The organism is Sulfitobacter sp. D7 (assembly GCF_003611275.1).
In the GTDB taxonomy this organism is placed as follows: Bacteria; Pseudomonadota; Alphaproteobacteria; order Rhodobacterales; family Rhodobacteraceae; genus Sulfitobacter; species Sulfitobacter profundi.
On the sequence record NZ_CP020694.1, the window covers coordinates 1 to 18,030 of the forward strand.

Consider the following 18,030-nt stretch of genomic DNA (forward strand, 5'->3'; position numbering starts at 1 on the left):
GCGTGGGACCGGGTGGATGACCTGTTGCCGGGTGAAACAATATTGAGGGCCGGGATCCACTCGGCCTCTGTGCGAAAAGCAAAGCGGGACGTAAGGCACGATGACATTAGATCACTGGGGCGAGATCAAAGAGCGGCTTCTAAAGACGGTGGGGCAGAACAACTACACCACCTGGATTGAACCGCTTGTGCCCGGCGCTGTTGAAGACGGAATCGTGACACTCAAAGTGCCGACAAATTTCTTTGGGAACTACGTCAGCCAGAACTTCTCGGATCTGATCCTGCATGAGATCAACACGGCGGGCACTGATGCCACCCGTTTGAACTTTGCCTTGAATCAGCAACCCAGCCCTGCCGCCGAAAAGCCTGCCCCGGCTGCGCGTCAGACCACGGCTGCCGTGAAACCCGCCGCCAACACCCAGCTGAGCACCGCCCCGCTTGACCCGCGCTTCAGCTTTGACAATTTCGTCGTCGGCAAGCCCAACGAACTGGCCCACGCCGCCGCCCGCCGCGTCGCCGAAGGCGGCCCAGTCACCTTCAATCCGCTGTTCCTTTATGGCGGCGTTGGTTTGGGTAAAACGCACCTTATGCACGCCATCGCGCGCGAATTGCACGCGCGTAAGCCTGAGATGAATGTACTCTACCTCTCGGCTGAGCAGTTCATGTACCGTTTCGTTCAGGCGCTGCGCGACCGCAAGATGATGGACTTCAAAGAGATCTTCCGTTCGGTCGACGTGCTGATGGTCGATGACGTGCAGTTCATCGCGGGCAAAGATTCCACCCAAGAAGAGTTCTTTCACACGTTCAACGCGCTTGTGGACCAGCACAAACAGATCATCATCTCTGCCGACCGCGCACCGGGGGAGATCAAAGACCTCGAAGACCGGGTGAAGTCACGCCTGCAATGCGGCCTGATCGTTGACCTGCACCCGACGGACTATGAACTCCGCCTCGGCATCCTGCAAAGCAAGGTCGAAGTGCAGCGCAAGACCTATCCGGACCTCGAAGTGGCCGATGGTGTACTGGAATTCCTCGCGCATCGCATCACCTCGAACGTGCGTGTTCTCGAAGGCGCGCTGACCCGGCTCTTTGCCTTCGCCTCGCTCGTGGGCCGTGAGATCGACATGGGTCTGACGCAGGACTGTCTGGCCGATGTGCTGCGCGCCTCCGAGCGCAAGATCTCGGTCGAGGAAATCCAGCGCAAGGTCTCGGATCACTACAACATCCGCCTGAGCGACATGATCGGCCCCAAGCGTCTGCGCAGCTATGCCCGCCCGCGTCAGGTGGCGATGTATCTGTGCAAGCAGATGACCAGCCGCTCCCTGCCCGAAATCGGCCGCCGCTTTGGCGGGCGCGACCACACCACCGTCATGCACGGGGTGCGCCGCATCGAAGAGCTCAAGGTCTCGGACGGGCAGATCGCCGAGGATCTGGAACTGCTGCGCCGGGCGCTCGAATCCTAAGCTGAGCGGCCTGAGGGGTTGTCCTCAGGACACGGTTAAACAGCGATCGGGGGCGCAGCTTGCGCCCCTCTTGCATTCACTTAAACAAAGCCACAAAAGTTCTTGTGTAAGCGTGGGAACCGGGTAGTTTGCCTCTCCCGGCAATCGGTATGGGAGAAGGCATATGAAATTCAGCATCGAACGCGCGGCACTGCTCAAGGCCGTTTCGCAAGCCCAATCCGTGGTCGAGCGCCGCAACACCATTCCGATCCTCGCCAACGTGCTGATCGAGGCCGAGGGCAGCGATGTTTCCTTCCGCGCCACCGATCTGGATATCGAAGTGGTCGACAAGGTCTCCGCGCAGGTTGAGCGCGCTGGCGCCACCACCGTTTCGGCCACGCTGCTGCATGAAATCGTGCGCAAACTGCCCGATGGCGCGTTGATCAGCCTGACCGCCGATACCGCCGCTGGCCGCCTGACTGTCGAAGCGGGCCGCTCGAACTTCTCGCTGGCGACCCTGCCGCGTGAGGACTTCCCCGTGATGGCGTCCTCGGAATATGCCTCGAACTTCGCGGCCCCTGCCCCGGTGCTGCGCCGCCTGTTCGACAAGTCGAAATTTGCCATCTCCACCGAAGAGACGCGCTATTACCTGAACGGTGTCTACCTGCATATCGCGGATGCCGAAGGCGGCAAGGCGCTGCGCTGCGTGGCGACCGATGGTCACCGCCTCGCCCGGATCGACGCCGAGATGCCCGAGGGTGCGGCTGAAATGCCCGGCGTCATCGTGCCGCGCAAAACCGTGGGCGAATTGCGCAAGCTGCTGGATGATGACGAGATGGAAATCGCGGTGTCCGTGTCGGAGACCAAGATCCGTTTCGCCACCCCCGCCATCACCCTGACCTCCAAGGTCATCGACGGCACCTTCCCCGATTACACCCGCGTGATCCCACAGGGAAACACCCGCAAGATGGAAGTCGACGCCGCGGATTTCGCCCGTGCGGTGGACCGTGTGGCGACCGTGAGTTCCGAGCGTTCGCGCGCCGTAAAACTGCAACTGGACGAAGACCGTCTGGTGCTGTCCGTCAACGCGCCTGACAGCGGCGCCGCCGAAGAAGAGCTGGCCGTGGCCTATGCCGACGAGCGGCTGGAGATTGGTTTCAACGCCAAATACCTGCTTGAGATCGCAAGCCAAGTGGACCGCGAGAACGCCGTCTTCCTGTTCAACTCCTCTGGCGACCCGACCCTGATGCGCGAAGGCAATGACACTTCGGCGGTTTACGTCGTCATGCCGATGCGCGTGTGAGTTGGGCGGGAATTTTTGAAATTCCCGCGCCGTTTTCTTTCAAAGAAAACGGGGTCTGAATGGCGCAACTGTATCTTTCCAACCTCGGCCTCTCGCATTTCCGCTCGCACCGCCGGGCGGTGATCGACGTGGATGCGCGCCCCGTCGCGCTCTATGGCCCCAATGGCGCGGGCAAGACCAATGTCATCGAAGCGATCTCGCTGCTGTCGCCGGGTCGCGGGCTGCGCCGCACCAGCGCGCAAGACATGGCACGGCGGCCCGAGGCTTTGGGCTGGAAGGTGACCGGGCTGCTGCACGGCCCCACGGTGCTGCATGAGGTCGACATCTGGTCCGAAGCGGGCGCGGCACGGCAGACCAAGATCGACGGCAAGGCGTCCGCACAAACGGCGCTTGGTCGCATTGCCCGCTTGCTCTGGCTGATCCCCGCCATGGACCGGCTTTGGATCGAAGGCGCCGAGGGGCGGCGGCGCTTTCTAGACCGGGTGACGCTTTCGATGCTGCCCGATCATGCGGACCTGTCACTGAGCTACGAGAAAGCCATGCGCGAGCGCAACCGGCTGCTCAAGGACATGGTGCGCGAGCCTGCGTGGTACACAGCGCTTGAGACCCGCATGGCTGAAACCGGGGCGCAGATTCACGCCAACCGCCTACAGGCGCTGGCAGCCCTTGAGGCGGCGCAGGCAGAGGCCCAGACTGCTTTCCCCATCGCGACGCTGTCGCTGCTGAACGACATGCCCGAGAGCGCCGATGCCCTGCGCGCTGCGCTCTCGGACAACCGCATGCGCGACCTTGCCGCCGGGCGCACGCTCATCGGCCCGCACCGCGCCGATCTGGAGGGCACCTATGCCGCCAAGGGCATCGCCGCGCGGGACTGCTCCACCGGAGAGCAGAAGGCGCTGCTGGTCTCGCTCATCCTTGCCAATGCCCGCGCCATCGCCGCCGACTTCGGCGCGCCGCCGCTGCTGCTGCTGGACGAGGTCGCCGCCCATCTCGACGCGAGCCGCCGCGCGGCGCTTTACGACGAGATCACCGCGCTTGGCGCGCAGGCTTGGATGACCGGCACCGGGCCTGAACTGTTCGAAAGCCTTGGCGCGCGGGCGCAATATGTTGAGGTCACCGAAGAGGACGGCCTTTCGCAGGTGGAGCGGCGACCGTGACCCTTACCCCCGCCGATCTGCTGCTTTACTGCGGCGCGCTCTTGATCCTGTTCCTCACCCCCGGCCCGGTTTGGCTGGCAATGATGGCCCGTGCCCTTTCGGGCGGGTTTCAGGCGGCATGGCCGCTGGCGCTCGGCGTGGCGATTGGTGACATGCTTTGGCCGCTGGTGGCGGTGCTGGGGATCACATGGATCGTCTCGGCCTTTGACACGGTGATGGAGGTGCTGCGCTGGACTGCGGCGCTGGTGTTCATCGCCATGGGGATTGGCCTGATCCGTCAGGCGGGTACGCAGATCAGTACCGACAGCCGCCTCACCCGCCCCGGGATGTGGTCGGGTTTCGTTGCGGGGCTGGTGGCGATCCTCGGCAATCCCAAGGCGGTCCTGTTCTACATGGGCGTGCTGCCCGGCTTCTTTGATCTGCGCCAAGTCACCGGGCCCGACATCGGGCTAATCCTCGCCGCCTCGGTCATCGTGCCGCTTATCGGCAACCTTGTGATCGCGCTGCTGGTGGGCCGCCTGCGCGGTTTTCTGACCGCCCCGCGCACCCTGCGGCGGATCAATCTGATCTCGGGCGGGATGCTCATTTTCGTGGGGCTGATCATCCCCTTCACCTGACACAAAATCTTGTGTCATTCGCGTGACAATGCCGGGCGAAAACACTATAAATCGGGCAAACGAGAAGGGTTATTTCCGCATGTCCGATACCGCGCAGACACCACAGGAATACGGCGCCGATTCCATTAAGGTTCTCAAAGGGTTGGAGGCTGTTCGCAAACGCCCCGGCATGTATATCGGGGACACCGATGACGGCTCGGGCCTGCACCACATGGTCTATGAGGTCGTGGACAACGGCATCGATGAGGCGCTGGCCGGTCATGCCGACGCGGTAACAGTCACAATCCACGAGGATTCCAGCGTCTCGGTCAGCGACAACGGGCGCGGGATTCCGGTGGGCATCCACGAAGAAGAAGGCGTTTCCGCCGCCGAGGTCATCATGACCCAGCTGCACGCGGGCGGTAAATTCGACAGCAACTCCTACAAGGTTTCGGGCGGTCTGCACGGGGTTGGCGTTTCGGTTGTGAACGCCCTGTCGGACTGGCTGGAACTGCGCATTTGGCGCGAGGGCAAGGAACATGTCGCACGGTTTGAGGGTGGTTTCACCACCAAGCACCTCGAAGTCGTGGGCGAGACGGACCGCACCGGCACCGAGGTCCGCTTCATGGCCTCGACCGAGACTTTCTCGAACCTCGAATACAGCTTCGAAACGCTGGAAAAACGCCTGCGCGAACTGGCCTTCCTGAACTCCGGCGTGCGGATCATCCTGAACGACGAACGCCCCGTCGAGCCGCTGCGCACAGAACTGTTCTACGAAGGCGGCGTGAAGGAATTCGTCAAATACCTTGACCGGCACAAGACCTCCGTCATGCCCGAGCCGATCTTCATCACCGGGGAGCGGGACGACATCGGCATCGAAGTGGCGATGTGGTGGAACGACAGCTACCACGAGAATGTGCTGCCCTTTACCAACAACATCCCGCAGCGCGATGGCGGCACCCATATGGCGGGCTTTCGCGGCGCGCTGACACGCACGATCAACGGCTACGCTCAAACCAGCGGCATCGCCAAAAAGGAAAAGATCAACTTCACCGGCGACGACGCGCGTGAGGGTCTGACCTGCGTGCTCTCGGTCAAAGTGCCGGATCCGAAGTTCTCCTCCCAGACCAAAGACAAGCTGGTGTCGTCCGAAGTGCGCCCCGCGGTCGAAGGGCTGATGAACGAAAAGCTCGCCGAGTGGTTCGAGGAAAACCCCAACGAGGCAAAGCAGATCGTCGGCAAGATCGTCGAGGCCGCGCAGGCCCGTGAAGCCGCCCGCAAGGCGCGCGAGTTGACACGTCGCAAGACGGCGATGGATGTAAACTTCCTCGCGGGCAAGCTCAAGGACTGCTCGGAGAAAGACCCCTCCAAGACCGAAGTTTTCCTCGTCGAGGGGGACAGCGCCGGCGGCTCTGCCCAGACCGGACGCGACCGTCAGACTCAAGCGATCCTGCCGCTCAAAGGTAAAATCCTCAACGTTGAACGCGCCCGGTTTGACCGGATGCTGGGCAGCCAAGAGATCGGCAACCTTGTCATGGCGCTCGGCACTGGCATTGGGCGGGATGAGTTCAACCTCTCCAAACTGCGCTACCACAAGATCGTCATCATGACCGACGCCGACGTCGACGGCGCGCATATTCGCACGCTCCTGCTGACCTTCTTCTACCGCCAGATGCCCGAACTCATTGAGAACGGACACCTCTACATCGCGCAGCCGCCGCTCTACAAAGTGTCGCGCGGCAAGTCCGAGGTCTATCTCAAGGATGAGGCCGCAATGGAGGAATATCTGATCCAGCAGGGCGTCGACGGTGCCATGCTGCGCCAAGGCAACGGCGAAGAGATCACCGGCCAAGACCTCACCCGCGTGGTCGACATGGCGCGCCAACTCAAGCGCGTGCTGGAAGCCTTCCCAACCCATTACCCGCGCCATATCCTTGAACAGGCCGCCATCGCCGGGGCCTTTGTCGATGGCGCGGTGGACAGCGACCTGCAAGGCGTGGCCGACAAGGTCGCCGACCGTCTGAACCTGATCGCGCTGGAATACGAGCGTGGCTGGCAGGGCCGCATCACCCAAGATCACGGCATCCGCCTCGCCCGCATCCTGCGCGGCGTAGAGGAGGTGCGCACGCTTGATGGCCGCATGATGCGGTCGGGCGAGGCGAAGAAATCCGGCAGCTTCACCCAGCACCTGCAAGATGTCTATGACCAGCCCGCCAAGCTGATCCGCAAGGACCGCAGCCAGATGATCTATGGCCCCATGGACCTGCTCGGAGCGATCCTCGCCGAAGGCGAAAAGGGCCTGTCGTTGCAGCGCTACAAGGGTCTGGGCGAGATGAACCCGGATCAGCTGTGGGAAACCACCCTAGACCCCGATGCACGCACGCTGCTGCAGGTCCGCGTAGAGGACATGGCCGAGGCGGATGATCTCTTTACCAAGCTGATGGGGGATGTGGTCGAGCCACGGCGCGAGTTCATTCAGCAGAACGCGCTGAGCGTGGAGAACCTGGATTTTTAAAGGGGTGTAGGGAAGCATATAAAATTGCGTGGCGCGCATAAGTTTGCGCGTCGCAGATGCAGCCAAATATTCGGAAATCCTGTTAATTCAATAACTTATTTGATTCACTCAAATATGGATGGCTTATAGGATCGCGCCAGGCTTGCCACCTCCCCCTTCAAATCCGAGTGAATATTCCAATTAGCCTTCAAACACTCCATGCCCATTGCCCATGACATTGAACCGGACCCTTTCGCACCGCCCCAATCGGCTCCTCGTTTTATGTTTACAATTACATTCGTTTAGGGCAGGCGGCGATTACGGCCCATTGCTGCCTTTCGCCAGACAATCAAAATGCTGCGGTCGCAGTCCGCATTGCGGCCATTCGAGCTGGCACGCAACATCCAAAAAAACGGTGGAATTCAAACCACATTAACCTTGCTTTGAATTCCGGGCTGAGCGCTCTCGTATCTTTCCGAAAAACCGACGCACAGGTGTACGGTTCGCGAGCTCTGCGTGCAGCGTTGCCTCTTCGACATGTTCGGCTGGGAGAGTTACAAAGGCTCCTTTTTCGCGCCCTCGCAACCAACATTCCTCCGGCAGCCAATTACCCGGTGGCCGTTTGTCGATTTTGAGTAAGATGAGAAATCCGCCAAGGCAGAACCTTACGACGTTCACTCCTTCCTTCCTATCTGGCATAGGGGTGCGATAGTAATAGACGTCGCCATCAAGTTCGATAATGCGCGCAATCGTGACATCAATAGAATTGGGAATTTGTCCGCCACTGAGCGCGACCATCCTAAGGGTATCCTTGTAAGGACCGATGTCGATACGTCCCTTGTCAGGCATTGTGACAGCATATTTCCAAGCAATACCTGAGGCAAAACGTACCAGCATGTCACCGTCCACGCCGCCCATGCTTACGATCTTCCCTGCGCTGAGAGATAGCGTCCGGACTTTTCGAAATAAGTCTAATGCGTAGGATTCATAGCGCCCAAGTATATTGTCACAATCCCCGCAAAGAATATCTTTGTCGTAGATGCCAGTATGGCTCATCTTTGGATGAGGGCTTCCCTTGTGAACAATCAAGTGTTGCTCACCGCGATCAACTTTCACCTCCATCACGAATGCTTTGGGGATCAGATGTGCCTCTATGGTCTTGGGTTTTCCGCAATTTAGGCAGGGCAAACAGCATCCTTCTCTATTCAGGTTCTTTTTGACCGGCCCTCAACGGACCTTCGCAAGGTTGGGTATCGCTGCGGTGCAGCTTCCCCGAACCGGTCACCCATAGCGGCGTGCAACGTCGTCTGGCAGGCCAAGGTCGGCAAGGATGAGGAGACGGGCTTTGGCTGCGCTATGGAGGAAGGTTCGGTTGCCTCAAACAAGAGTGGAGAAACCGTCCCGCCTTCCGATAGCAGTGGTGCCCAAATTCAGCCTCGTACCTGCACGCGCTCACGAACGCGGTTGTAAATTCTGATCTCCGGTTGATGCTCAAGTTCCACGACGACGGCGAACCGCTGATCAAAAACTTGGTCCACCGCCCAATGGGACAGGCACCGCACGATGAGATAGTAAACCTCGCCATACTCCTCCGTATCACGCTTAAAAGTGACGGAGGCCGTCTGAAGCGTGTTACTCGCGCGTTCGTCCGCCCCGGGCTGGAGCTTGCACTTAAACCTCCCTGGCACGGCTGGCGCAGCCCCCTCCAAAGCCTTGTCTCTATCGCGGAAGTGCTCAAAGAGCTCTGCCTCGTCGATGCCGCGCAGGAGGCGGAAATCCATCTTGGTGCCGAGATAGTCATTACGGGTGCGGCGGACGGGTGGGTCGTAGGCGAGGGAGACCCGGATCGTACGGTCCCCGCCCGTTCTGAACTCAGGTGGGATGGGTAAGCGATACACCGCGAATTGATCCATCTCCAAGGCGTCCTCGGCGTAGAGAACGACACGATGATCATCCGAGTACGCGGCGCGGCTGGGGTCAACGACCCCGTTGCCTCCGATCCTGACGCGCTCGGCGGCGGTCATCGCCGTCAACCGTCGGTCAAAGGCATCAGGCGAGCGCGCCGCGCCCACGAGGAGCGCTCGTAAGAGGTTGGCAGACGCATCGGGCATGCGACGTAGCAGGCGCGCGGCCTTGTGGATCAACAGCGGCGCGGCGAAGGATGTGCCCGCGGCGGCAGTTAGGAACTGCTCGGTGTAGCGATGATTTAACGTGATCACTCCCGCTGCGGGCAGACGCGGCGCGCCGGCCAAGCTGACCGAAGGCACGTCGAAGACGGCTGTGCCGCCGAGATCGACGACATCGGGCTTTCGCACACCGCCTGCCCCAGGTCCGACCCTTGTGAAAGGCGAGGGCTCGCCCCATTCGTGCGTAATCGGTCGAACATTTGCATCATGCGCATGCCGGGCGTCGAGGCCGGTCCCTCCCGCCACCGAACCGACCGTAATGACGTTCGCGGCGCCCGCGGGCTCGGCCAACCGATTTTCAGGCTCAAGCAAGTAGGTCGGGTATACGGTTACCAACTCCTCGGACGTAGCTGCCATGAAGGGTCTCGGCCGTCCACGATTGCCGACGGAGACGACAATTAGTACGTCGAGCTCGCGAGCGAGCGCGTCAAGGGTTGCGGCCCAGGGTCCGACGCGACCCTGGGCAAGGTTCGCGTTCGTATCGCCAAGAGACAGTACGAACAGCCTACAGCCATGGTCCGCGTGTAGCGTGCGAATTGCCGTATCCATTACGCGGGGCACAGTGCGTCGTTCCGGGAACCGGCCATTGTCGCCCACGACCTTGGCCACGGCCAGCCGTCCGACCGGCTCCAGGCCCCCCCTCGGAATCGCGTCGCGTAAATCACCGAAAAGTGCCGCTCCTGCGACAGATGTGCCGTGTCCCCAAACATCGGCCGCGCCCACAATGCCCTCGCCGAGGTGACGACCAACAACGAGCCCGTTCAGTAGGGGATGAGCATTCACACCGCTGTCGAGGACGCCAATAACCGGCGCACCGTCTGCGGGCTCAGGGACAGGTGGTACCCCGCCCACGTCCAAAGCCACCATTGGCTGGGCTTCGAGATCCGGCTTCGGGGGTAGGTCGATGATCGCGATCTCGGGCACGCCGAGGAGAGGTCGGAGGCCGCGACCCGTCGCTTCCGCGCGCATTACGGTGATGGAGGGGCCGATATAGGTATCATATACGGCCCCGCCTTGGGCGATAAGGAAATGTTCGATCTCCGCCACCTTGGCTTCGCGCTGGGGCCGCGTGCCGAACTCCCAAAGTTCAATGTCGAGGACGTACCGAACATCGTCCTGAAGGTCCTCAACTTCGGTGAAACCCTCCGCCTTGATCTTCGGTCCAAGTCGATCCCGCGGGGCGAGCCCACCTATCCCATCAATTCGTCCTACGAGGCCGGCGTAGTTAGGATTCTTCTGATCCGGGTTGGCAGGCGGTGCGTCGAACTTGCTGAGGCGGTCCATGAACTCAGTCAAGTCGCCCGTCGAAGAGAAGAGCAGGACAGTGCGATCCGCATCGGTGGAGACAACCGAGAGGCCAAGCCTCTCCCAATCGCTCTCTGCGATATGCCCATCCACTTGGACGCGAAGGAGTAGAGAAGGATCGACGAAGGCAGCTGGCTTTGCGTCTTGCTGCTTCGCCACCGCAGCTTGGGTCTCCGCCCGGAGGGCACCGCCATGACCGCCGCCTCGTCCGGGTGGGGCACCGCCGCCGCCGGTCTTGCGGCGTGCGATCGGCACGCGGGCACGGATCAGTTGCAGGTGGTCGAGCTGGGCCATCCCGCTTTCCTATACGGAAGTGGCACCAGCGCCACCTTCACAAACCCTCGCTCGCCGGCGTTCGGAATTGCGCAGGGCTGAACGTAGATGGCCGTCCGTTACACCCGTGTTGCCATCCAATATCGACAGCTTGATCGCTTGTAGGGTAATCCGAGCCAGTTCTGCATAGGAACTACCCGTTAGGCGATCAACATAGGTAGCCGGATCAATGGACGTCGAAACGTTGCGGAAGGCGTGGCGCAGATAGGCTTCGATCATCTGCGCGTCGGGTAGATCGAACCAGACCACCTCGTCGAATCTCCGCCAAATTGCTTGATCGAGCTGGCCCGCGAGGTTCGTCGCGGCGATCAGAAACCCGCCGGGCTCGATCTGCTCAATGAACATCAAAAGACTGTTGACCACACGGCGCAACTCACCGGTCTCGGTCGCCTCCTCTCGCGAGCGCGCAAGCGCGTCGAACTCGTCGAAAAAGAGGACGCAAGGCTGACGCCGTGCGAACTCGAAGGTCTTGCGGATGTTGGTGGCCGTCTCACCGAGATATGACGACACGAGGCTGTCGAGGCGTACGTGGAAAAAAGGTAGTCCCAGTTCACCGGCGAACACCTCCGCGCACATGGTCTTGCCTGTGCCAGGCGGGCCGCAGAAGAGAAGCTTAGATCGTACATCAAGACCATGGCGGCGTAGGCGATCCGCCTGCCGGAACTCGCGGATTATGCCGGCGAAAAGTTCCGTATTCTCCTGCGACAGGTGCAGCTCTGCGGGTGTGCGCTGTGGCTCCACCCGCTGGATGAACTCGCGGGCTTCGTCCGGGAAGGGCAGGAGTTTACTTGTAGGAGCCGTTTGGGCCGCACCTTCACCGAGGCGATCAAGTGACTTGCGCAAGGAGCTCGCGAGCACTCGATTGCCCTTGCGCTCCTCCTCCCCGATGATCTGCTCAACTACGGTGCGGAATTTGTCATCCCGACCGTAGCTCGTTAGGAGCTTTTTCATCAGTTCGCCGCGTGCCATTTCATCTCCCTCGTCTTCCCCTCCCTACCTGCTCGGGACGGGCCTTGACAACTATTATTGAAGCCTTGGAGGCTTCATAGCAAGACTGAGTGATGGAAATGCATGCAGACGCGGTACTTGAGGCCAACCCAGTCAATTTGCGTAAATAGGCGCAGGCCGAAATGGCCCTGCAAAAAGGGGTCGCTTTCGTCAAGTACGCGTACCCGGGCGCGTCTGGGCGAAAGGATTGATCGCTGCAACAGCATCGGTTCCAGATTTCCGAGCGCTGCGGCGACGAGCGTGTCGACTCAAATAGAACCTCCTGCTTGCACCCGCAGCCATGAGGTCGAAGCCGCCAGTCGCGCACCTTGCCGCATTTGCAGAATGCGCTCGGCGCCGTCAAGTGGCGCTACAGAACCACCTCGTTCGCGGTCCACTCTGAATGTCGGCTCCCTACTTCGCGGCAAGACTGGCTCACACGCGCAGCGAATGTCAGCAATCTGCCCTCTGTTCTCAAAGTTATGAACGGTCCGAACCGGACTTTGAGCGACTGAGCCGCTGCTGGAGTGCAGCTTACCGAAAGCAGCCATATCTCGACTTTCAGTTTTTCTGTTTGCCGTAGATCTCAAAAGGCGAGGAAGCTGGACAGTGTAAAGCCAGAGTAATTAACACCCAGATGCAAACTGGTCTTTCCTATGACTTATGGGAAGTTCTATTGGCCATTCAGAATAGTTACTCACGCATGACCTTTTCAGACATGTGATTGCAGTAGCCACATAGCCCACTACCCAACATCGTATATTCGTCCAGCGTAATGCCCGCCCCGCACCGGATACAACTTTCGTCAAGCACGAAGCCGCATGCGATGCATCCGTTCGCGTCGCCATTTTGCACGTAGGCAACCGGTATGGCGCAATTTGGACAATCGTTAATGACCGGCTCGCCTCCTTCTGTCGCGGCGATGTAGTTGTCGGCTCCAAAGGCGGCATCCACGACCATTCGAATCGAGTCTTCAGTGTCGAATAAATCACCGCATTGAGCGCACTTCGCATGAAAGCGTTCAACATCAGTGTTACCCGAATCTTCCTGCCCAATCAGTGATGATCCACAATTCGGGCAGGACATCCGATCAAGGCTGCCAGGGTCAATGTACCAATCAATCGGCTCGAGTTCGGCCAGACAAACGGCCTGCACCTTCTTGAACGCATCGTGCCGTCCCAATATCACGTCCCAAGTGTCTCCGAGTTCAGCTTTCGGGTCTTCCCCCAGGATCGCGAAGAAATCGACGACCATGGGAAATGAAGAGGCAATCGCCTCAGAAAGCGCCGCCACCGGCTCTTTCAGGTGATGGTGCTCAAGCTGGTTCCGCATACCCACCAGCTTTTGAAGATCGCCATCCGGCCACGGCAAACCGAAGTCGGAAAATCGTTTCTTAAGGTCGTGAAAGCCGATGGTGGTGGGGCCGTCCGGCGCAGCCGCAACGCCACCCGCACCATCCGAAATCGGTTTCACCTTTGCGCCGATCACCTGCATGGGGTCAGCGTTCGGCGCCGCCCTGACAAGACATTCTTTAGCCAGCAGCAGAAGGCCGGCATAATAGTTCCGGGCGGATGAAATCATCCGGTCGTCCTCGCCGGTCTGGAAATCTTCGATTCCCATGCGAAGCGACGTAACGGCGTTCTGGAATAGTGCGGACATGGGTCAGTTCCCCACTGCTTCAATTAGATCTTGGGCCACATTCAGTACGGCGAAATGCTCCACGGTCCGGCCCACTCGTATCAGTGTTTCAACTGGCTTGGTCAAATTCTCAGCCTCCACTCGGCATAAAACTGCTCCAGTAATATCGCCCTCTTCAGGGAAAGATATTTCCACGTCGAAGAACTCGGCCTCGCCTTGGTGACGGAATAAATCGCATGTCAGCGCCCCAGTCCTAACAGGGTGCCCCTCAGGCCAATCATCATAGTAATAGCCCTCAGGATCGTGTGTGGGTATTATCGGGTGTCGCGGAACGATTGGGTCCATGAAGACCCGCTGGTCCGGCCCCGTCAACGTATTCAGATGCGAAGGACTAATAAGGTCCTGCAATCTTTGGTGTTCCGCTTGCAGGCCAAGTGCCTGCTGGATCGCGGAACTCCCGCGGGTCAGATCATCAAAAACGCCGCTTTGGTGTAAATTGTCAAAGACTGATCCAGCGCGCGCAGCAGCGTCCAGCACCGATCCGGGTCTTGCAAACCCAAGGTTGGCCAGATCAACACTGCCGCCCATTGAACGCGACAACTCGGCAATATCGGTGAACCGCGCAGATTGTGGCTTCGGCGGGCGCTTCACCACCCTTTCGGCCTTTGGGGCAACAGGGGGTATCGAAAGCCGCGTCACAGCCGGATTGTTCGTCGGCTGATCGTGTTCTACATCAATCTCGCGTGATCGCCGGATTATGAACAATTGGCCCTGCGCCTCGAATGGAATGCGCAGTTTGGATGCGGGGCGTGCCCCGACATTACGAAGTGCAACGCGAACCGTCACTGATGGTTCTCGTTCCTCGCGGCCCTCATGTAATCGCTCGAGGTCGGATCGGCATTGTGACAGCCATTTCGGATATTCGGTGGTCTTGTATTCTGACACATCTTCGTCGCTGGGTGCGATGTAAGATATCTCTGCCCCATCGCTTTCGACGCGGGTTTCCGAAACTGAAAAATCAGTCACCTTAGGGTGGGCTGCTTCAAGCCGCTTTACTAACTCATCCACTTGGTCAGGAAAAAGTGCGTCAGGAACTTTCCGCACGACATGGGCCGAAATCTCTGCGTCTGTCGCATCCTCAATCTGGATGACCGGTTCCTGTGACCGATAGGCCGCAATGTCCTTTTCAAGGTCGGCAATCTGGCGATCCTTGTCCGACATAGCTGGTTCACGCTTCCAACTGTCCTCCAGAAGGTGGAACTCTACACCCAATGCAGAGGCCGTCATTGCCACCCCGCCGTCATCTCATCACTTTGACCGACGCAAAACTTTGGTCCTTGGACAGTTCCGAGACGATACCCACAATCCGGTCATCCACAGCTTCATAGTCCAAAGTGTCCGCGTGTTCGGGATCGGGGCGTGCGTTTGTCATTAGGCGCAAGACGACGCGCGGAGCGGCCTCTTGGATTACGATTTCGGTTTGGCGATGTTGCAGCATCGCGCGGACCCGACCAAACGTTTCCAAAGCCCGTTTCCGGGTTCTTCCCGTGCCCTTCTTATGGCGATCAATCTCCGCCTGAACCGGTTTAGTCAGGCCGATAACGATAGGATCATTTCTGAGTTCTGCACATGGCAAATCCTCCAAGCGCTTGGCCTCAAAAAATAGGTTAGTGTCGGCAATGTATAAATGCTCCATAGCGCCCCTCGCATGACCCACGACGAAACCGTCGGCTAATTCCGATTATTTCTTTAGATGCAGAACCCACAACATAGGTATTTCGAGACGTTATCGCAAAAGCGAATTTCGTTCGCGGGGCAAGCTTTGATATTGGTTCGTAGCCGTACACATGTTGTGCTTTTGCGAAAGTCCGCTTCTCAGAGCATCCAGCTGGCCCCTTGCAGCTGCGGCGAATGTCTTCTTCCCGCCCCTCATCCCGGAGGTATTGGCAAACCCAGGAGAAATTGGGCGCCTGCAGCGAACGTCAGTTCTGTCCGCTCATCAGATCTCAGTACTTGTTGCCACCATCAGAGGTTTCGAGCCCAAACCAGACATATCGCAATGTCTTTGCCTGCGGCGAGATCCGTAGTCTACTACCGAAATGATAGTAGACCGTTCAAAATCTATTGACTGGCCCCTGCTCTTGGCGGAGTTCGCCCCTCTTATCGTCTTTTCATACTCAGGCCGGGTTTGGGCTCGACATCGCACATCGGTTTTATCTTGGCGCCGGGTTCGCAGCACTTGCGATGGCGTTCTTGGGAAATTGTCGACGCTCGTTCGATCCCCTTATCGTCGCCGCTAATCTGTCGCTTTGCTTTGAAGCCATCGCGCTTGCCTCCGGAGTCGCAAGCGTTGTCCATCTCAGCGCAGTCTGAGGAGGCAGCCTGCTTTGCCATGATGCTTGGGGTCGGGTGGCTCTACTTTGCGTTGTCACCGAGCAATTTGTTTGCGCGTGGTTGATTAGGAAATCAAAAGCTTCGACAAGGCTCACTTTTTCTTCTTGGCCTGATTGCGGCCAGCTTGATCTGGTCTTTTTTTGGCGCGGCAATGGACTGGACGCAGCGGTGATTCTTGCGACTACCATCTTTCTGGTCCAGCAGTTCTGGCCCGCGGAAGCCAGTGCTTGAGGTCGCACGCCTAAATTCCTGCAGCGAAGCAGTCTGGGCCGAGCGCGACAGAAGCTGAACTGGGCCCGGCAAATCTATGCTTGGCGAAACTCGAAAGCCTGCTGTGTCCGCATGTCGTTCGCTGGCCTTATTTGAGTTGTATGTCTGCTTAGGTGTCTCGGCTCTCCAGCGCTCGGTAAACGGTCATGCGGGACACGCCGAGATCGCGGGCGATCTGGGCCTTTGCAACGCCCTTGGCTGCGAGTCTGCGAAATTCCGCATCGTTTACCCTCTTCTGCCGCCCCTCGTAGACACCTTTGACTTTGACTGCCTCGTTACCCGCGCGCTGGCGATCGCGGATGAATTTCAGCTCCATATCGGCCACCACGCCGAGAACGGTGATAACCATGCGAGTCATATTACCCGCCGTGGTGACTTCCGGTTCAAAAATACGCAATGTTGCCCCGATGGCGTCCATTTAATGCACGAGGTTCAGCACATCGCGTGTCGAGCGGTCGAGGCGATCATCACAAAGGATGCAAAACTCCCCTGCTATTGATTTGTCCACATGCAGACTGTATGTCTGCAAGTAGACAAAAGAGGCTCGATATGCAGATTGCAAGTTTTTCGAACACTTCGGTTTCCCCCGAGGCCGTGCAATTTCGTACCATCTCCCGAGGAGATCGCGAGCGGACAAGCGCGCCGGGCTTGCGCGCCTTCCGGGAAATCGCTGATCGGTTCGAAATGAGCGAAGCGGATCGTATTGCCATCCTGGGTGATCCAGGCCGCTCCACCTATCATCAATGGATGAAGAAGGCGCGTGAACAGCAGCCGCTGACCCTGCCTCTTGATACGCTGTTACGGATTTCGGCTATACTTGGTATCTACAAGGCGCTGACCATTCTCTTTGAAGATGAGAACCAGGCGTTGGTCTGGCTGAAGGGGCCCCATCAGGGCACCCTCTTCGCCGGCGCTTCGCCTATGGCCTATATGCTGGAAGGCGGGCACGACGGTCTCATGACCGTGCGCCGGTATCTTGACGCCTGGCGCGGCGGCAATATGGGGCTTGGGGCACCGGAGGGCAGCTTTGAGGCGGTCACCGAAGACGATCTTGTCTTTGCATGAAGATTTCAGACTACGCGACATCTTCCGCACCTGCGGGCACAACACGCCTTATCCCCTCACGGTTTCCGCCGATCCCCACCTTTGACGCGGTCGCCACCCCCGACGACCTCGAGGCTGTCATGGAACTGGAAGGCTGGACAAACGACCGCCTTGTAAGCCCACGGCTCGCGCGTTTGCCCCGCGCGGAATGGGTGTATGGCGTCCCGAATGCCAGCGTCGTCATGGCGGCGTTTCTGCACGGATCGCCCGGCGGTCTGCGGTTTTCTGATGCGAGCCTCGGGGCGTGGTATGGCTCGACCCATCCCAACACCGCGCTTCTGGAGGTTGCCAATGGGCTGCGCAAGGAGATCGCGCTAAGCGCGTTGACGCAGAAATCCGAGACGTATCGCCAATATAAGGCGGACCTTGATGGAGACTACGTCGACATTTTCGGAGCGCATCCGAAATATCATAATCCCGACGATACGAGTTACCCTGCAGCGCAGGCTTTCGGAGGACGCGTCCGGGCTGAAAGCACGCGCGCCGGTATCCGCTATGAAAGCGTGCGTCACCCCGGACATGAAAACTGGGTCTGCTTTCGCCCGCCCCTTATCCAGAATGTGGCGCAGGCGCAGCACCTCAGGATCGAAGTGCCCCGAACCGGTCGGGTGGTTGTGCGTCAGCTCTCCTGATCATGGGGTCTGCCCCGGCTCAGTACTAAATCCTACGTTAAGCAAAACTGGTGGTTCCTTCTCGATGCCGCGATCGGCAGTTCAGAGCCAAAGTAACCGAGTGACTGGCGGAGGTATTAGCAGTTGCAGAAAATACTGGTTCGACAAGAACGGCCCGCAGCTGACTTTCGTGGCCAACGCAGCGAAGGTC

Annotated in this window: 14 protein-coding genes; 7 read left to right on the plus strand and 7 right to left on the minus strand. The window is 59.2% G+C overall.

The genetic code is table 11. The features are described from left to right. Window positions 1–100 precede the first annotated feature (100 nt). The 5 genes from dnaA to gyrB all read left to right on the plus strand — a co-directional run bounded on the left by dnaA (window position 101) and on the right by gyrB (window position 7,012). The gene (gene dnaA, locus B5M07_RS00005; RefSeq protein WP_067622961.1) at window positions 101–1,462 is read left to right on the plus strand and encodes a chromosomal replication initiator protein DnaA; all 1,362 of its coding nucleotides are present in this window, start codon (window positions 101–103) and stop codon (window positions 1,460–1,462) included. Window positions 1,463–1,625: 163 nt separating this feature from the next. Then, window positions 1,626–2,744 carry a DNA polymerase III subunit beta gene (gene dnaN / locus B5M07_RS00010; protein WP_120349725.1) on the plus strand — a complete coding sequence of 373 codons (1,119 nt, stop codon included), beginning with the start codon at window positions 1,626–1,628 and terminating at the stop codon, window positions 2,742–2,744. Window positions 2,745–2,803: 59 nt separating this feature from the next. Continuing rightward, window positions 2,804–3,901 carry a DNA replication/repair protein RecF gene (gene recF / locus B5M07_RS00015; protein ID WP_120349726.1) on the plus strand — a complete coding sequence of 366 codons (1,098 nt, stop codon included), beginning with the start codon at window positions 2,804–2,806 and terminating at the stop codon, window positions 3,899–3,901. Further along, window positions 3,898–4,518, plus strand: a complete 621-nt coding sequence (locus B5M07_RS00020; protein ID WP_067940379.1) for a LysE family translocator — start codon at window positions 3,898–3,900, stop codon at window positions 4,516–4,518. Before recF ends, B5M07_RS00020 begins: the two co-directional genes overlap by 4 nt. Window positions 4,519–4,597: 79 nt before the next feature. Further along, complete coding sequence (gene gyrB / locus B5M07_RS00025) at window positions 4,598–7,012, plus strand: DNA topoisomerase (ATP-hydrolyzing) subunit B (protein WP_120349727.1); 2,415 nt, start codon at window positions 4,598–4,600, stop codon at window positions 7,010–7,012. A gap of 411 nt (window positions 7,013–7,423) precedes the next feature. Here gyrB and B5M07_RS00030 read toward each other — a convergent pair whose 3' ends face one another. The 7 genes from B5M07_RS00030 to B5M07_RS00060 form a co-directional block, all read right to left on the minus strand. Then, a complete protein-coding gene (locus tag B5M07_RS00030) occupies window positions 7,424–8,113 on the minus strand; it encodes a hypothetical protein (RefSeq protein WP_120349728.1) in 690 nt (229 codons plus the stop codon). Window positions 8,114–8,421: 308 nt separating this feature from the next. After that, on the minus strand, window positions 8,422–10,776 hold the full coding sequence (locus B5M07_RS00035; protein WP_254693942.1) for a S8 family peptidase: 2,355 nt from the start codon (window positions 10,774–10,776) through the stop codon (window positions 8,422–8,424). 9 nt (window positions 10,777–10,785) lie between these two features. Continuing rightward, window positions 10,786–11,784: an AAA family ATPase gene (locus tag B5M07_RS00040; protein ID WP_120349729.1), complete on the minus strand. Its 999-nt coding sequence runs from the start codon at window positions 11,782–11,784 to the stop codon at window positions 10,786–10,788. Between the two features lie 711 nt (window positions 11,785–12,495). Next, a complete protein-coding gene (locus B5M07_RS00045; protein WP_120349730.1) occupies window positions 12,496–13,461 on the minus strand; it encodes a hypothetical protein in 966 nt (321 codons plus the stop codon). Window positions 13,462–13,464: 3 nt separating this feature from the next. Beyond that, window positions 13,465–14,727, minus strand: coding sequence for a hypothetical protein (locus B5M07_RS00050; protein ID WP_120349731.1), 1,263 nt, complete (start codon window positions 14,725–14,727; stop codon window positions 13,465–13,467). A gap of 13 nt (window positions 14,728–14,740) precedes the next feature. Further along, window positions 14,741–15,136 carry a hypothetical protein gene (locus B5M07_RS00055; RefSeq protein WP_120349732.1) on the minus strand — a complete coding sequence of 132 codons (396 nt, stop codon included), beginning with the start codon at window positions 15,134–15,136 and terminating at the stop codon, window positions 14,741–14,743. A gap of 1,077 nt (window positions 15,137–16,213) precedes the next feature. Next, window positions 16,214–16,522, minus strand: coding sequence for a helix-turn-helix domain-containing protein (locus tag B5M07_RS00060; protein WP_120349733.1), 309 nt, complete (start codon window positions 16,520–16,522; stop codon window positions 16,214–16,216). Window positions 16,523–16,653: 131 nt separating this feature from the next. Here B5M07_RS00060 and B5M07_RS00065 point away from each other — a divergent pair, with 131 nt between their 5' ends. Together B5M07_RS00065 and B5M07_RS00070 are read left to right on the plus strand one after the other, a co-directional pair. After that, entirely contained in the window at window positions 16,654–17,169 is a 516-nt protein-coding gene (locus tag B5M07_RS00065; RefSeq protein WP_162931772.1) for an MbcA/ParS/Xre antitoxin family protein, read from the plus strand. Next, window positions 17,166–17,840 (plus strand): RES family NAD+ phosphorylase, encoded by a 675-nt coding sequence (locus tag B5M07_RS00070; protein WP_205570883.1) that lies wholly within the window; start codon window positions 17,166–17,168, stop codon window positions 17,838–17,840. Before B5M07_RS00065 ends, B5M07_RS00070 begins: the two co-directional genes overlap by 4 nt. Window positions 17,841–18,030 lie beyond the last annotated feature (190 nt).

Coding starts and splice junctions, on each gene's coding strand:
- dnaA (WP_067622961.1), top strand. CDS start 101: ATGACATTAGATCACTGGGGCGAGATCAAAGAGCGGCTTCTAAAGACG.
- dnaN (WP_120349725.1), top strand. CDS start 1,626: ATGAAATTCAGCATCGAACGCGCGGCACTGCTCAAGGCCGTTTCGCAA.
- recF (WP_120349726.1), top strand. CDS start 2,804: ATGGCGCAACTGTATCTTTCCAACCTCGGCCTCTCGCATTTCCGCTCG.
- gyrB (WP_120349727.1), top strand. CDS start 4,598: ATGTCCGATACCGCGCAGACACCACAGGAATACGGCGCCGATTCCATT.
- B5M07_RS00030 (WP_120349728.1), bottom strand. CDS start 8,113: ATGGAGGTGAAAGTTGATCGCGGTGAGCAACACTTGATTGTTCACAAG.
- B5M07_RS00035 (WP_254693942.1), bottom strand. CDS start 10,776: ATGGCCCAGCTCGACCACCTGCAACTGATCCGTGCCCGCGTGCCGATC.
- B5M07_RS00040 (WP_120349729.1), bottom strand. CDS start 11,784: ATGGCACGCGGCGAACTGATGAAAAAGCTCCTAACGAGCTACGGTCGG.
- B5M07_RS00045 (WP_120349730.1), bottom strand. CDS start 13,461: ATGTCCGCACTATTCCAGAACGCCGTTACGTCGCTTCGCATGGGAATC.
- B5M07_RS00050 (WP_120349731.1), bottom strand. CDS start 14,727: ATGACGGCCTCTGCATTGGGTGTAGAGTTCCACCTTCTGGAGGACAGT.
- B5M07_RS00055 (WP_120349732.1), bottom strand. CDS start 15,136: ATGGAGCATTTATACATTGCCGACACTAACCTATTTTTTGAGGCCAAG.
- B5M07_RS00060 (WP_120349733.1), bottom strand. CDS start 16,522: ATGGACGCCATCGGGGCAACATTGCGTATTTTTGAACCGGAAGTCACC.
- B5M07_RS00065 (WP_162931772.1), top strand. CDS start 16,654: ATGCAGATTGCAAGTTTTTCGAACACTTCGGTTTCCCCCGAGGCCGTG.
- B5M07_RS00070 (WP_205570883.1), top strand. CDS start 17,166: ATGAAGATTTCAGACTACGCGACATCTTCCGCACCTGCGGGCACAACA.